The 15997-nt window shown below is 56.8% G+C and carries 9 protein-coding genes; 6 read left to right on the forward strand and 3 right to left on the reverse strand.

Going from position 1 to position 15997, the window contains the following annotated elements; genetic code table 11:
* The first annotated feature begins 81 nt into the window (after positions 1–81).
* The gene (gene dnaE / locus GNT65_RS06285; protein ID WP_160794448.1) at positions 82–3555 is read left to right on the forward strand and encodes a DNA polymerase III subunit alpha; all 3474 of its coding nucleotides are present in this window, start codon (positions 82–84) and stop codon (positions 3553–3555) included.
* A 105-nt stretch (positions 3556–3660) separates the two neighbouring features.
* On the forward strand, positions 3661–4959 hold the full coding sequence (gene tilS, locus GNT65_RS06290; protein WP_338091762.1) for a tRNA lysidine(34) synthetase TilS: 1299 nt from the start codon (positions 3661–3663) through the stop codon (positions 4957–4959).
* 81 nt (positions 4960–5040) lie between these two features.
* On the opposite strand, the gene dgcS is transcribed toward tilS, so the two are convergent.
* A complete protein-coding gene (dgcS, locus tag GNT65_RS06295) occupies positions 5041–5928 on the reverse strand; it encodes a diguanylate cyclase DgcS (RefSeq protein ID WP_160794452.1) in 888 nt (295 codons plus the stop codon).
* Between the two features lie 216 nt (positions 5929–6144).
* Here dgcS and GNT65_RS06300 point away from each other — a divergent pair, with 216 nt between their 5' ends.
* A complete protein-coding gene (locus GNT65_RS06300; protein WP_160794454.1) occupies positions 6145–8094 on the forward strand; it encodes a monovalent cation:proton antiporter family protein in 1950 nt (649 codons plus the stop codon).
* 15 nt (positions 8095–8109) lie between these two features.
* Positions 8110–8817 carry an SGNH/GDSL hydrolase family protein gene (locus tag GNT65_RS06305; RefSeq protein WP_160794456.1) on the forward strand — a complete coding sequence of 236 codons (708 nt, stop codon included), beginning with the start codon at positions 8110–8112 and terminating at the stop codon, positions 8815–8817.
* Positions 8818–8856: 39 nt separating this feature from the next.
* Here GNT65_RS06305 and GNT65_RS06310 read toward each other — a convergent pair whose 3' ends face one another.
* Positions 8857–9981 (reverse strand): patatin-like phospholipase family protein, encoded by a 1125-nt coding sequence (locus tag GNT65_RS06310; RefSeq protein WP_160794458.1) that lies wholly within the window; start codon positions 9979–9981, stop codon positions 8857–8859.
* A 460-nt stretch (positions 9982–10441) separates the two neighbouring features.
* Between GNT65_RS06310 and GNT65_RS06315 the strand changes: the two genes are divergently transcribed.
* Positions 10442–11110, forward strand: coding sequence for a response regulator transcription factor (locus GNT65_RS06315; protein ID WP_160794460.1), 669 nt, complete (start codon positions 10442–10444; stop codon positions 11108–11110).
* 60 nt (positions 11111–11170) lie between these two features.
* Here GNT65_RS06315 and GNT65_RS06320 read toward each other — a convergent pair whose 3' ends face one another.
* A complete protein-coding gene (locus GNT65_RS06320) occupies positions 11171–14671 on the reverse strand; it encodes a hybrid sensor histidine kinase/response regulator (protein WP_160794462.1) in 3501 nt (1166 codons plus the stop codon).
* A 257-nt stretch (positions 14672–14928) separates the two neighbouring features.
* On the opposite strand from GNT65_RS06320, the gene GNT65_RS06325 reads away from it, so the two are divergent.
* The gene (locus tag GNT65_RS06325) at positions 14929–15966 is read left to right on the forward strand and encodes a DcaP family trimeric outer membrane transporter (protein ID WP_160794464.1); all 1038 of its coding nucleotides are present in this window, start codon (positions 14929–14931) and stop codon (positions 15964–15966) included.
* Positions 15967–15997: the final 31 nt, after the last annotated feature.

A 15997-nucleotide genomic window follows, 5' to 3' on the forward strand; every position in this document is an offset into this window, starting at 1 on the left:
GACTTTTCAAGGCGACTCTTTCACGGGAATAGTTCGCCGCATAAATATTAGAAAACTAGCTAACTAAATTAGAACCTCCATATGTCAGAACCTCGTTTCGTGCACCTGCGCGTACATAGTGATTTTTCCATGTCCGATGGCCTCTCCAAGGTCAAGCCCATTCTCGCCAAGGCGAGTGAAGATCAGATGGCCGCCCTGGCCCTGACCGATAACACCAACCTCTGTGGTCTGGTGAAGTTTTACGGCGGCTGTCATGGTGCGGGCATCAAGCCTATCGTAGGTTGTGACTTCTTCATGCTGGTGCCGGGCTTCGAGGATGAATTCTGTTCCCTGACCGTGCTTGCCATGAACAACGAGGGTTATAAGAATCTGACCCTGTTGATCAGCGACGCCTACCTGCGCGGTCATGTGAAAGACAGGGCGGTGATCGACCAGGCCTGGCTAGAAGGCTACAGCGAGGGGCTGATCCTGCTCTCCGGCGCTAAAGATGGCGACGTGGGTAAGGCCCTGCTCAAGGGTAACCGGGGGCAGGTGGACTCTCTGGTCGACTTCTATCAGACTCATTTCCCCGACCGTTATTATCTCGAGCTGATCCGCACCGGTCGCCCCGACGAGGAGCGTTATCTGCATATGGCGGTCGAGTTGGCGGGCGAGAAAGAACTGCCTGTGGTGGCCACCAATCAGGTGGTGTTCATGCAGCCCGAGCAGTTCGAGGCCCACGAGATCCGCGTGTCTATCTCTGATGGCTTTACCCTGGCCGACCCGAGGCGGCCACGACGCTACAGCGAGCAGCAGTATTTCCGTAGCCAGGAAGAGATGTGCGAGCTGTTTGACGATATTCCCGAGGCGCTGCAAAACAGTGTGGAGATTGCCAAGCGCTGTAACGTCACTGTGAGGCTGGGCGAATACTTCCTGCCAAATTTCCCTACCGGCGATCTCTCCATCGAAGATTTCTTGATTGAGGTCTCCAAGCAGGGGCTCGAGGAGCGTCTCGAGTTTCTCTTCCCCGATGAGACGGAGCGCGCCGAGCGCCGCGGCGAATATGATGAGCGTCTCGATGTCGAGCTAACGGTAATTAACAACATGGGATTCCCTGGTTACTTCCTTATCGTGATGGAGTTCATCCAGTGGGGTAAGGACAACGGCATCCCTATCGGTCCCGGCCGTGGTTCGGGGGCGGGTTCTCTGGTGGCCTATGCCCTTAAGATCACCGACCTGGATCCGCTGGAGTTCGACCTGCTGTTCGAACGTTTCCTTAACCCAGAACGTGTTTCCATGCCCGACTTCGACGTCGATTTCTGTATGGACAGACGTGACGAGGTGATCGATCACGTGGCCGATCTTTATGGCCGTGACGCCGTGTCGCAGATCATCACCTTCGGTACCATGGCGGCTAAGGCCGTGGTGCGTGACGTGGGTCGTGTACTGGGCCACCCCTATGGCTTCGTCGACCGTATCTCTAAGATGATCCCCGCAGAACCCGGTATGACACTGGCCAAGGCGTTCGAGGCCGAACCGGCGCTGCCCGAGGCCTATGACGCCGACGAAGAGGTGAAAGATCTCATCGACATGTGTCGGGTGCTCGAAGGGGTCACCCGTAACGCGGGTAAACACGCTGGGGGCGTGGTGATCGCGCCGACCGTGATCACCGACTTTGCGCCGCTCTATTGTGACGCCGAGGGCCACAACCCGGTTACCCAGTTCGATAAGAACGACGTGGAAACCGCTGGGCTGGTGAAGTTCGACTTCCTGGGGCTGAGGACCCTGACCATCATCGACTGGGCGCTGCAGATGATCAATCCGCATCTGGAGAAGCAGGGCAAGGAGCCAGTGCGTATCGAGGCGATCGCCTTAGACGATCCGGCCTCCTTCCGTCTGTTGCAGCGTTATGAAACCACCGCCGTGTTCCAGCTGGAATCTCGCGGTATGAAAGATCTGATTAAGCGTCTACAGCCGGACTGTTTCGAAGATATGATCGCACTGGTGGCCCTGTTCCGTCCCGGGCCGCTACAGTCGGGCATGGTAGATAACTTCATCGAACGTAAGCACGGTCGTGAAGAGGTTTCCTATCCGGACCAGCAGTGGCAACACGATAGCCTCAAGCCTATTCTGGAGCCCACCTACGGCATCATTCTCTATCAGGAGCAGGTGATGCAGATCGCCCAGGTTTTGGCGGGCTATACCCTGGGCGGCGCGGACATGCTGCGTCGTGCAATGGGTAAGAAGAAGCCCGAAGAGATGGCCAAGCAGCGAAGCATCTTCGAAGAGGGTGCGGTGAAGAACAACGTCGACGGCGAGTTGGCGATGAAGATCTTCGACTTGGTGGAGAAGTTTGCCGGTTACGGTTTCAACAAGTCGCACTCGGCCGCCTACGCGCTGGTGTCCTACCAGACCCTCTGGCTCAAGACTCACTATCCGGCGCAGTTTATGGCGGCGGTGATGTCGGCGGATATGGACAACACAGATAAGATAGTCACCCTGGTGGACGAGTGTGAGCGCATGGGTCTGCCCCTGCTGCCGCCGGACGTCAACAAGGGCCTGTTCCGCTTTACCGTCGATGACGATCTCAACATCGTCTATGGCATAGGTGCCATCAAGGGGGTGGGTGAAGGTCCGGTCGAGTCGATTCTTAAGGCGCGAGAAGATGGGCCTTTCCTGGATCTGTTCGATTTCTGCGCCCGGGTCGATCTCAAGAAGCTCAATCGAAGAGTTATCGAGAAACTGATCTGCGCCGGCGCCCTGGATAACCTGGGGCCACACCGCGCCGCCATGATGGCGACCCTGCCAGAGGCGATTCGCGCCGCCGATCAGCATGCCAAGGCCGAGGCGATTGGTCAGCATGACATGTTCGGCCTGCTCAACAGCGAGCCGGAAGATAACAAGCAGCAGTTTGTGCAGTGCACCCCCTGGCCCGATAAGGTGTGGCTCGAGGGGGAGCGGGAGACATTAGGCCTCTATCTCACCGGTCACCCGATCAACCAGTACCTCAAGGAGCTTAAGCACTACACCTCTGGTAGGCTCAAGGATGTACATCCCACGGAGCGGGGCAAGACCACCAAGGCCGCCGGGCTGGTGGTGGCCACCCGTGTGATGATGACCAAGCGCGGCTCCAAGATGGGTCTGGTGACGCTGGATGACAAGAGCGCCCGCCTCGAGGTAATGCTGTTTACCGAGGCCTTCGAGAAATTTGGCGAACTGCTGGAGAAAGACAGAATCTTGATCGTCGAAGGAGAGGTGAGTTTCGACGACTTCTCCGGCGGCAATCGCATGACGGCGCGCAATATCATAGACATGGGCGAGGCGCGCAGCCACTTCGCCCACGCAGTCGAGGTCGATATGGAAGCTACCAGCGTCACCCCTGAGTGGCTTAGCCAGTTCCAGCAAGCGGTCGAGCCCTGGAAGGCGGGAAGCGTACCTTTGGTGATCAACTATGCTCAGCCAACCGCCAAGGCCCAGTTCAGGCTGGGGGATGAGTGGCGGGTGAATCCGACCGATGAGCTGATGCTGGCGCTTGAGACGCTGACAGGCTCGGACAAGGTAAGGATCCTCTTCTAGATGGCGCTCAACACCTTCAGCCCATTTGATGCACTGACCCGGATTTTGACGTGTGTTAAGCCTTTGGCTGGTACTAATTCAGGTATTAGGCCTGGTACTAAGTTAGTGCTGGCTTACAGTGGCGGCGTCGACTCTGAAGTGCTCGCCCATGGTCTGAGCCGATACGCCAAGCAGCATCCCGAGTTTAATTATCTCTTGGTGCATGTGCATCATGGCCTCAGCGCCAATGCGGCGAGTTGGCAGGCTCATTGTGAGGGCCGCGCCCGTGAGTATGGTTTGCCGATCAGCGTAAAACAGGTGACAGTGGCAAGTGGTTCCCGCATCAGCCTGGAGGCGGCGGCCCGCGAGGCGAGATACGATGCGCTGCGAACTGAGCTGGCCCCCGGCGATATCTTGATCACCGCCCATCATCAGGACGATCAGCTAGAGACCCTAATGCTGGCCCTCAAGCGAGGCCTTGGGCCCAAGGGGTTGGCGGCCATGGGGGAGGTGCAGTCTTTTACCCCTGATAACCTACTCCTCAGGCCTTTGCTGACGACTTCACGTGCCCAGATAGAAACCTTCGCCAAGGCCGTGGGACTTAGCCATATCGAGGATGAGAGCAATCAAGATAGCCGCTTCGACCGTAACTTTTTGCGTAATGAGGTGCTGCCGATAATTACGGCGCGCTGGCCAGCCTTTGCCGCCACCGCCAGTCGCAGCGCCCAACTGTGCGCCGAGCAGCAGGCGCTGATCGACGAGCAGGTGAGTCTTCGCTTACCTGCCATGCTGGCGAGCGTGCCCTATAGTCAGGCTGCCGTGCTGGATCTTAAGGCGCTGGCAGAGCAGCCTGGTCGCTGGCGCCCCCATCTGCTGAGGGGCTTTATCGAACATCGCGGCTTCGCCTTACCCTCGGCGGCGCAGCTGGGGGATATCTTGGCGCAGCTCGAGGCCAAGGCGGATGCTCAGGTGGCTATTCGTATCAAATCTATGTTGCTGAGACGGTTTCAGCACCGCCTCTATCTAGAGCCTGTCGAGGTGGAAGCCAGACAAGCAAGGTCACTCGATGAACTGGGTACTCAACCTGAGTCACTCGATGCGACGCCGCTATGCTGGTCACTGGATAGCCAGAGTAAACTTGTGGCTAACTGGAGTATGACTGGCCCTAGGCTGCATCTGGGTGAGGCTGATGAGGTGAGGCTATGCTTCGGCGCCCCGGGTGGGCTGCGCTGTCATCCCCATGGGCGGGATAAGGGACGTGAACTGAAGAAGTTATGGCAAGAATTTGCCGTGCCGACCTGGGAGCGTAAGCGGGTGCCGCTGATCTTCTCGGGTGAACAGCTAGTGGCCGCCGTGGGGCTCTGGGTCGACAAGCGTTATCTGGCGCCTGATGGAGAGGGCGGCTGGCAGTTCAGCCTCGCTTAGCCCCTTAACCTTTGCCGGCGATTTCCGGTTCAGTTTGCCAGGCCAGTTCTAGATAACAGTCGCCATGGCTAGTTGTCAGGGTTAGTCGACCCGGTAACAGCGACGCCCTGCCGCCTTGGCGCGATACAGGGCCCTGTCAGCCCTGAGGTACAGCGCCTCGGCATCATTTTCGAGTTGCCACTGGGCGACCCCGATACTGGTTTGCACCAAAAACTTAGTCAGCAGGGTATCTTGTTCCATCATGGCGAGGATCCGCTCGCACAGCACGCTGGCCGCCTTGGCATCCCCCTCTATCAGCAATGCAAACTCATCGCCACCGATGCGAAACGCCTGGTCACTGTCGCGAATGACCTGATTCAGTGTCTGGCCGAACTGGCTCAGCACCTCATCCCCCACCAGATGTCCATATTTGTCATTCAGGCTCTTGAAGTTATCCAGATCCAGCACCACCAGGGAGATAGCATCCCCGTGACGCTGCGCGCGGGCCAGCACCTGCTTGAGACTCTGCTCATAGTAGCGACGGTTGCCCAGATGGGTGAGGGAGTCGTGCATCGCCTGTTTCGCCATCTGCTGGTAGGCGATGGCGTTAACCAAAGGACTCAGCAGCAGAGACTGTAGCTGATGCAGCAGCTCTGTCTGTGGCTTGCTCAGGGGCGCCGACAAGCGATAGGCGATGTTGATGTTCAAACCATCATGGCTAAGGTTTTGTTTTATTAGTAAACCTTGCTCACCGCCCCAGCTTAGCTGATACTCTTTATAACACAGGGTGATCCCCTGCACAGGCAAGTGTTGTCCCATGAGTTTGCCGTAGCAGGCAAATACCGTCCGTGGATCTAGGCTCTCATGCAGCTGCTGCATGATGGTGACTAGGTTAGGCGCACCGTAAGGCGCACCGACTGTATTGTGATGGTGATCTGGCTGATAGCGATATTCGTCAAACGAAAATTCTGTCGCTAAGGCAAAGTCCATAATCTTTACTCCACAATGTAACGGACCCGAGATAGGATATATAAAGCAAAAAACGTGCCTAATACTAAATGATGAGTTTGTCTATATTTGTCATTGAGTTAGTCTGGTGGAGGGCTGTCTAAGTGGTGACAGTATTTTGACTGTGTCGAGAAACTTGACGGTGACGCTTGGGATTAGGGGGCGTCCTGCGGGACGGTTGCGAAGAATGGAGAGGTAATGGAGCACAGCATACTGGTTAAGATCCTTTTGATGCTAATGATGGCCATAGTGGCGATCGCCCTCTTTAGGCGGGCGGGCTTGCCGGCTATCTTGGCCTATCTGATCACCGGGGTGATCAGCGGCCCGTCGGTATTCAACTGGTTTACTCAGCAGCAGATCCACTCGGTTGCCGAGTTGGGTGTGGTACTCCTGATGTTCTCCCTTGGATTGGAATTCTCGCTGCCCAGGCTGTGGGCCATGCGCCGCACTGTATTCGGCCTGGGTAGTGCTCAGGTATTCGTCACCGCGGTGCTCACCATGTGCATCAGCATGCTGCTAGGGCTCAACCTGAGTGAGTCTATCGTGGTCGGCTCGGCCATAGCACTCTCATCCACCGCTATCGTCTTAAAATTACTCAACGAACGTGGCTGGCTCAGGCGGCGCCACGGCGAGCTGTCGGTCAGTGTCTTGCTGTTTCAGGATCTGGCCGTGGTGCCTCTGCTGATCCTCATGCCCCTGCTGGCCTCCGACGGTGAGATGTTGAGTTGGCACGAGATAGCACTCGCCATGGTGGAGGGGGTACTGGCCTTCGTTGCGCTGATGGCCGTGGGTAAGTGGGCGCTGCCTAAGGTGTTTGACGAGGTAGCCCGCTCGCGCTCCAACGAGCTGTTTGTGCTCTCCACCTTAGTGGTGGCATTGGTGACCGGAGCCCTGACTCAGTGGCTGGGGCTCTCCATGGCGCTGGGGGCCTTTATCGCCGGTATGCTGCTGGGGGAGAGCCAATACAAAAGGCAGTTGGAAGCGGATATTCGCCCCTTCAGGGATCTCCTGATGGGACTGTTTTTCATCTCCATCGGCATGCTGCTCGACTTTAGCCTGGTGATCACCTTCTGGTGGCAGGTGTTGCTGCTGGTGGTGGCTGTGATCATCGCCAAGGCCTTGATTGTCTTCGGCCTGCTACGGGCCGCCAAGGAAACCTTTCGTACCTCGGTGGCCACGGCCATCAGCCTGGCTCAGGTGGGGGAGTTCAGCTTCGTGGTGCTGGCACTGGCGGTAAACTATGAACTGCTTGAGATCACCGTCAGCACTAAGCTGGTGATGGTGGCGGTGCTCTCTATGGCTGTGGCTCCCTGGCTGGTGCGTCATAGCGTGGATATCGCCCGGCGGCTGCATGGGGTCAAGGCGATCAAGCAGGGTGACAGCGAGATCATCCCGCCTCTGGAGCAGAGTAGTGATCTGGTGTTGATCTTGGGCTATGGCCGGGTGGGGCAGACCATTGCACGCTTCATGAAGACGGAGGCGATCCCCTATCTGGTGCTCGACAGGGATCCCACCAGGGTGACAGAGGCCCGCCGGGCGGGAGAGCCTGTCTATTTTGGCGATGTGGCAAAGCGGGCAATCCTCAAGCAGGCGCAGATTAAGCAGGCAAAGCTTATTGTACTCACCTTTACCAGCAGCCATGTGCTCGACCAGGTGTTACCCTTGTGTCGCCAGCTGGCGCCCGAGGCCAAGATCTTGGTCAGAACCCGCGACGATGAGGGAATGGAGGCGCTGGAGGAGGCTGGGGCCAGTCAGGTGATCCCGGAAACCCTAGAGGGCAGCCTGATGCTGGTGTCCCAGGTGCTCTATCAGTGCGGTGTGCCCCTGACCCGTATCCTCAAGCGCCTCGAGTATGAGCGGCGTAACCACTATCAATATCTGCATGGCTTCTTCTCCGGGGAGGAGACAGACTTTACCCTGGAGCTTCTGCATGCGGTGGCCCTGCCCAAGGGGGCCCAGGTGGTGGGCCAGCCACTGTCGGCCATTCCCTGGGAGAAACTCAGGGTGGAGCTCAGGGCGGTGCGCCGTAGCGGCGCCGAGGTGGAAAGCCCCGAACTAGACTGGCTGATCCGCCCGGGGGATATCCTGATCATCCTTGGCAAGCCAAGGCGCATCGAGAAGGCCGAGCACTATCTGTTGCAGGGTTAAATGGGTAGAAGGCTGATGGTAAGACGAACCCTATTGATTGTACTTTCTCCCTTGCTCTTGATGCAGGCCCTTTGGGTCAAGTGGCGCACCCCCAGGCTGCCTGAGCCCATGGGTGAGCGCAGTGGCGAGTTGGGGGAGGGGCCGCTATTGCGTCTTTTGATCTTGGGGGATTCGGCCGCGGCCGGTGTTGGCGTCTCTGCGCAGCATGAGGCGCTAAGCGGTCAGCTCACTCGTTTGTTAGAGCCTCATTATCGGCTGCGATGGCGCCTCCTGGCCAAGTCGGGCATGACCACGACCCAGACGCTGGCTTGGGTAGAGCAGGAGGCGGCTCAGGCGGACGTGGTGCTTATCTCCCTCGGAGTGAACGATCTGCTCTCGCCCATAGGAGTGCGGCGTTGGCTTACTGCTACGGGGGAATTAATCGATGGGCTGCTTGCAAGCTCGCCAGGAGCTAAGGTGCTGCTGACGCCGCTGCCGCCTCTGGGTGCCTTTCCAAGGTTTGCTCAGCCACTGGCCGGGGTGTTAACGAGGCGAGAGGCGCGTTTTAATCAGGCTTTAATGGCATTCTGCCAAGGCCGACGGGCGTGCCAGCTCTTGCCGCTCCAGCTTCCCCTCACGCCAGAGGCCCTGGCCAGCGACGGCTTTCATCCCAGCGCGGCGAGTTACCGCCTGTGGGCCGAATGTGCCTGTCGGGCCATCATCTCCCTGCATAGGCCATCATAGAGTGGGATAACGCGCAGGTTAATTTGGCAATGGTGTGGGCTACTTTATGTTGAAGAAGGCCTTTATCTCATCGATCTGACACATGGCATCCTGATAGCCCAGGTTGATCAAGGCGCTACAGTAAGATTGTTCGAACAGCAGATAGGAGACGATACTCGAGTCCGATTGCTGGTTGATGCCTATTAGTCTTAGCAGCACTTTCACCGCCAGGGGCATCTCATGATAATGCTGGGCGGCGAGCAGGCTCAGATCCTCGCTGGGCTTAATTACCAGGGTATCTATGGTCTTGAGCGCCACCTCTTGCCTGCGCTCCTCAGGGATCAGGTTTAGCGTGCTGTTGATCCGCTGCAGGCGCTCGAGATCGCTGTTTAAGGTGTCGGAGAAGATGGTATCGAGCAGGTGACCGGCTATGGTCGCCGTCTTGGGGTGATGCTCGAGCTCCTTGGGCGTCTGCTTATGTGGACTCTCCAGGTTGATCACCATTATCTTTTCCGCCCCCAGATGGATAGGGCTGCTCAGCGGCGCCAATTGGTGCACCGAGCCGTCCCCATAGTAGCCGCGATTGAGTTTCACCGAGGGAAATACCAGGGGAATGGCGGCGCTGGCCAGAAGGTGTTCCGTGTTGAGGTGGGTACGCTGGCCCCCTCGTCTGGCGCGGTTCCAATCTTCTATCTCTTTGGCCGCCTGAAAGAAACTCACCGAGCGTGACGAGTTATAACAGGAGGTGTCTACGCTAAGAGCATGCAGGGCGCCGTTGCCTATGTTGCGGTCGATGCGTTCGAAGTTGATCAGGTTGTTCAGCAGGTTTCTCAGGGGCTGATTATCAAAAAGGCTACCGGCTTCTGTGTTGATCTTCACATCCTGCAGGCCCATCAAGGCCATCTGCGATAGGTGGGCGAAGATGCCGCCGAAGGAGGAGCGATAGACCTTATGGGTGTTGAAGTGACGCCAGACCCATTCCAGTTTACGTACCCCGAGATGAAAACAGGAGGCATGGGTCGCGATAGAGGTGCCATTAATGGCACCGGCAGAGGTGCCGCAGATGATCTTAAAGGGCACGCCGTGGTTACGGGGATAGAACTGCACTATGGCCTTGAGTACCCCGACCTGATATGCGGCGCGCGCACCGCCGCCCCCTAATACCAATGCTGTCTTATCTGGCAACTGAGTTCCCTCTAAATCCTTCTCTTATGCTCTGCGTCGGCCCTGCTGACACTTTGTAAGGTAACGCCTATGGTTGCGTCTAACTTTTTGTGGTTTCGACTCGTGCCGTTTCGCCTGTGAGTCTCTAGTGCTTATATTGATTAGAATATGTGAGCCGTGAGCCTTGTTCAAGCCGACTCTTCGGAACGGTTTTCGGGCCACTAGAGTGATGGTCTCGGCTCGGATTGGGGCGGCGGTGGTGCAATTTCCCCATATCTAGCACAAATAATCCGCTTGTGACCTAGATAATAAGTCTATATTGACCCAGGTGTTAGTCGCGTTTTCTGCCGGTGTAGCAGGGCTATCTACTTGTAATGTAAATGTTAACTGACAAGTTGGTCCTTTGCCATGGGTTTTAGGCCTGTTTGATAATCTCTAAGGTTCGCGTAGACTGGAAACGAGTACATATGAGGGATCAAACATGTTACAGCCACTAAAAATAATAATAGCTGATGATCATCCACTGTTTAGGCAAGCACTCGTAAACACCTTAACCACTCAGTTCGATCAGCCTATGCTGTTTGAGGCGGAGACGGTGACGGCACTGGATGAGATCTTAACCCAGCATCAGGATGCAGATCTGCTCCTATTGGATCTGAATATCCCCAATGCGCATGGGTTCAACACCTTAGTCAATATTCGTAACAGCTACCCCCACATAGGGATAGTGGTGATTTCCGGCCAGGAAGATAAAGTGACCGTGGGCAAGGCGATGTCCTTCGGCGCGGCAGGCTTTATTCCCAAGTCCTCGTCGGTCGAGTTGATGGTCAAGGCGATCAATGCCGTGATGGCCGGGCGCCAATGGACGCCGCCGGGCTGTGAGGATCTTAGCGCCATCACCTTGGACAGCATGAGCAGCAAGATCGCCAGCCTGTCGCCGCGTCAGCACAAGATCTTGATGATGTTTGCCGACGGCCTGCTCAACAAGCAGATAGCCTATGAGTTGGGCCTGTCAGAGGCGACAATCAAGGCGCACGCCAGCGCCATCTTCCTTAAGCTCGGGGTGCATACCCGTACCCAGGCGGTGATCGCCATGAGCCAGCTCTATCTGGACAAGACGCCACTGACCGCAGAGGTGGAACAAGTCTAGACGCTTGGTTAGCGACAGAGAAACGCCCCGCATCTGCTTGAGCCAGACGCGGGGTGTTTTTTAGTCTGTTAGTGGGTCGACCAGATTAAAGTGGGGGCTGGGCTGGGCCGAGTAGTTGTTGTGCAGGCTGTTGGCCAGGGTGGCGCTCATCACGGCGCGCAGGGCGATAGGCTTGATGATCTTACGTAGATAGCCATAACCTAACTCCTTGGTGCGCTGCACCACCTCCTCGTCAATGGTAGCTGTGATCAGAATCGCCGGGATAGGGCGGCTGGATAGGGCTTGCAGCTCGGCCATGAGATCCAGACCGTTCTGGTTGTTGTCCAGCTGATAGTCCATCAGCACTATGTCTATCTTACTGGCAAACTGGCTGACACAGGCCTTGGCCTGTTGCGGCGAGGAGGCGGTATAGACCTGACACTTCCAGCCCCTAAGCAGCTCCTCCATGCCCGCCAGCACGTTCGGGTCGTCATCGACACACAGTACCTGGACGCCGTTGAGGGTGAGGATATCCGGCTGGCTGGTGTTTTCCTCTTCGAGTTGAGGCTTAACGGCGGCTAGGCTCAGGCTGAAGATGCTGCCTTGATTGACCTCTGATGACAGGGTGAGCCTGTGCTGCATCAGCTCCGCCAGACCCTGGGCGATATTCAGTCCCAATCCAAGGCCGTTGACCCCTTCGTGGCCCGAGTGCTGCAAGCGGGTGAATTGCTCGAAGATCACCGCCTGTTTATCGGCGGGGATCCCCGGGCCGTCGTCCACCACCTGGATTGCTATGGTCTCGCCGTGGCGGCGACAACCCAGCAGGATGCGGCCGCCGCCGGCGTAGCGAAACGCATTGCTGATCAGGTTCTGCAGTATGCGTCTGAGTAGCACCTTGTCGCTACGCACCCAGAGCTTGGTCTTGATGCACTTGAATTCCGCCTGGGTAGTGCTGGCCATGGCGCTGAACTCTTCCACCAGGGAGTCGAGCACCTCCTGTAGGGCAAACTCGGTGATCTCGGGCACTACCGTACCCCCCTCGATACGCGACACTTCGTTGAGATCCAATAGCAGTTCGTTAGCCACCTGCAGGGCGTTATCGATATAACCTATCTGCTGTTTCTGCTTATTCGACAGCTGACCCCCTTGAACAAAGGCGGAGGAGAACAAGCGCGCCGCCGACAGGGGCTGCAGCAGATCATGGCTACAGGCCTTGAGGTATTGGCTCTTCTTCTGGTGTGCCTGCTCAACCTTCTGCAGAGCCTCGGCCAGCTCGGCGTTGGACTTGGCCAGCTGCAGGTTTGCCTGTTCCAGTCGCTTGGTGCGCTCAAATACCCTGGCTTCAAGGTCCAGGTTTTTCTCTTTCAATAGTTTCTCCGCCTCGCGGTACATGCTGATGTCGGAGAAGATCATCACGAAGCCGCCGCCTGGGATAGGATTACCCTGGATGCGTATCGTCTTGCCGTCGGGCTGGATGCGCTCGGTGGCATGGCGGCTACCCTGGCGCAGGAAGTTGAGGCGCCGTTCAACCTGTTCATCCAGGTTGGGTACATAGCTCTTGCCAAACTTGAGGTTATATTCGATAAGCTGCCTCACCGGACAGCCGATGTAGATGAGGTCGTCCGGGTAGTTAAACAGGCTCAGATACTGCTGATTCCAGGCCACCAGGTTGAGGTCTTTGTCGATCACCGAGATCCCTTCGCTGGCGTTTTCGATGGCGCTGTGCAGCACGCTGCGACTGAACTCCTTACGGTGGCTGGAAGCTTCCTCAACCAGCTGGGCCACATCCTCTATGGCGATGTCGCGACCATGGAGGGCGCAGGAGAGCACTAGGCGCGCCGAGGCTGAGCCCATGACGCTGGCGAGCATGTTTTCGGTGAAGAAGATCAGCGCCTGATTGTGGGCGTTCTTGTCCTGAATCGGCTGGGGCTGACAGGAGAAGAAGGAGTAGAACCCCTGGGCGGCCTTGTCCTTACCCACGAAGCGGGCCACCAGTAGCTCGAGCTCTGTGGGGTTCACATGCTTGGGCACCTCGGGCAGCGACTTGTCCAGCTCGGGACGCTCGATAAAGTGGCCTATCTGCATCTGCTCATGGACGCTCTGGCGGGTAAAGGAGGAGACCAGCCAGATAGCCATCACGTTGACAAACAGGCCCACCAGGGTCGACATAGTGGTCATGGAGTAGCCGCTGCCGGCGAAGGGATGGCCGTAGAGCCCCAGCTGTGGCAGCAGGTTAAGCACTAGCCAGAGGGCGAATCCGCTGGAGATCCCGACCAATACGCCGATCAGCGTGACCCGGCGCCAGAGGAAGGCAGCAAACAGCGCCGGGCCTATTTGGGCGATGGCGCCGAAGGCTACCTCACCCAGGGAGGCCAGGGTGTCGGGCGGCGCGATGAGGAACATGCCATAGCTCATGAAGATCACCAAAAGTACCAGCGCCTTGCGGATGTTAAGCAGGTGCGAGCGGAACTTGTGGAAGTCATTATTCTGTATATTGTTGATCTTAAATAGTGTTGGGAAGACGATCTCGTTACTCAGCATGGTACTCAGGGCGATGGTAGAGATGATCACCATGGAGCTGGCCGCCGAGATGGCGCCGAGAAAACTAAACAGCCCCAGCCAGATATCGCCGCTAAATACCGGCAGAAACAGCACATAGGCGTCGCTCTGTAGCGAGTCGCCATAGAGGATATTGCCCGCTTGGCCCAATGGTGTGGCGAAGAAAGCAAACACCAGCACATAGAGGGGGAAGGTCCAGCGGCTCCAGAGCACATGTTTCTGTGATTTTAGCTCGACGATTAACACCTGAAACTGTCTCGGCAGGCAAAGAAACGCCGACATCACTATGATCAGCAGACCAAACAGCGAGATGAAGTTGGGGTAGTTAAACTCAGCCGCTATAGGGTTGATTTCCGTTGCCTTTTGCCAGATCTCCAGGGGGGAGTCGAACAGGAAGAAGGAGACGAAGATCCCTATGGTGAGGTAGGCGATAAGCTTCACAAAGGACTCGAAGGCGATGGCCAGCATCATGCCGGGATGTCGCTCGGTCACGTCGATGGCGCGCACCCCGAAGACTATGGTGAAACCGGCGAGGATAAGGCTCACCACCAGGCCGAGCTGCCAGGAGGAGAGCAGGTGATCTTGCCGCAAGATCTCATAGGAGTTGACGATGGCTTTCTGCTGCTGGGCAATATAGGGCAGGGTGCCAAACAGGGCGACGAAGGTGACCACCACCGCCAGCAAGGGCGATTTGCCGAAACGGGCCGCCAGCAGGTCGGCAATCGAGGTGATGTTGAGCTTGAGGCAGACACGGATCACCCGCTGGATAAAGGGCCAGGCGAAGATAAACAGCAAGATAGGCGCGATATAGACAGGCAGGTAGGCGAAGGAGTTATTGGCGGCCTGGCCAGCGGTGCCGAGAAAGCCCCAGGAGGTACAGTAGACGCCGAGGGAGAGGGAGTAGATGATGGTGTGCTGCCCGGCAAACCACTTGCCACGGTACTTGTCACCCAGAAACGCCATTAAAAACAGCAGACCGATATAGCTGATGCTGATGGCAACCAATAGCCAGTTTGGGAACATCTATCACTTATCCTATCTTTTCAGGAGTTTATCGCGCCATCCCGGCTCACTCCTTTTATTTTGTTATTCAAGTCAACATATCACAGTTGGCGCCAAAGTCGGCATTTATGGTCATCGACTTAAGTATTAGTGCTTATTGCCTAATCCTCACGTATTGCGCCCAATGGTCTACTACCGCTGCATTACTACCTATTCCCAATTGAGGCCAAGGAGGCATTTCTCCATCTTGGAGGCAACCACAAAAGGGGATAATCAAGATGATATCAACAATAAAAAAACTCACACTCGCAACTTCACTCGGCCTGATGGCCAGTTCTGCCATGGCCGGCTATGACTTTAATGTCGGCGATGACGGTAAGCTGTCTTTCGGTGGCTATCTCAAGGTAGATGCCCGTTATGTCAACGGCGATGTCGGCTACCGTGATTTCTGGATCGGCACAGGCACGGCCCAGGAAGAGAGCACGTCACAGTTCCGCATCTTTGCCAACGAGTCTCGTTTCAACACTAAGTATGTTCACGGCGACGTGATGGGTTTCATCGAGATGGATTTCCTCGGCGGTGGCGGTAACCAGGTGGTGTCTAACTCGGCCCATCCGCGTCTGCGTCACGCCTTCATCAAGTACAAAGATCTTACCGTGGGTCAAACCTGGACCACCTTCATGAACACCAGTGCTATCCCGGAAACCGCCGATTTTGCCGGTGCCACAGTCGGTCTGGCCTTCGTGCGTCAGGGCCAGATCCGCTACGACATAGGTGGCTTCCAGGTCTCTATCGAGAACCCTGAAAGTCACGGTGGCGACACCGCCAATGACGATCTGCCGGATGTGGTAGCCCGTTATAACTTCAAGGGTGACTGGGGTAACGTCTCTATCTCGGCTTTGGGTCGCCGGCTTAACACTCTGGGCGGCAATAGCGAAACCGCCTTCGGTGGCTCGATTGCCGGTCGCATCAACACCTTCGGTAAAGATGACCTGCGCTTCCAGTTCCACCAAGGGGAAGTGGGCCGCTACGTGGGCCTGGGTGTGACCAAAGATCTTATCGGCGAAGAGGTGGAAACCACTACCTCTTATCTGGCCGCCTACCGTCACTACTGGACAGATACCCTGCGCAGCACCTTCCTCTATGGCCGTATCGAGACCGACAAATCGGATGCGGATCGCAGCCAGTGGAGCGTCAACCTGTTCCAAAACCTGACGCCGGCACTGGCCGTGGGCATCGAAGTGGGTAACTTCGCCCTGGACGACCAGAACGTCGATTCAGACTACGCACAGCTTTCAATGCGTTACGCCTTGTAAGTGCTCTTGGGGGAGGCTTCCTCCCCATTTT

It is taken from the genome of Shewanella insulae, assembly GCF_009831655.1.
GTDB lineage: Bacteria > Pseudomonadota > Gammaproteobacteria > Enterobacterales > Shewanellaceae > Shewanella > Shewanella insulae.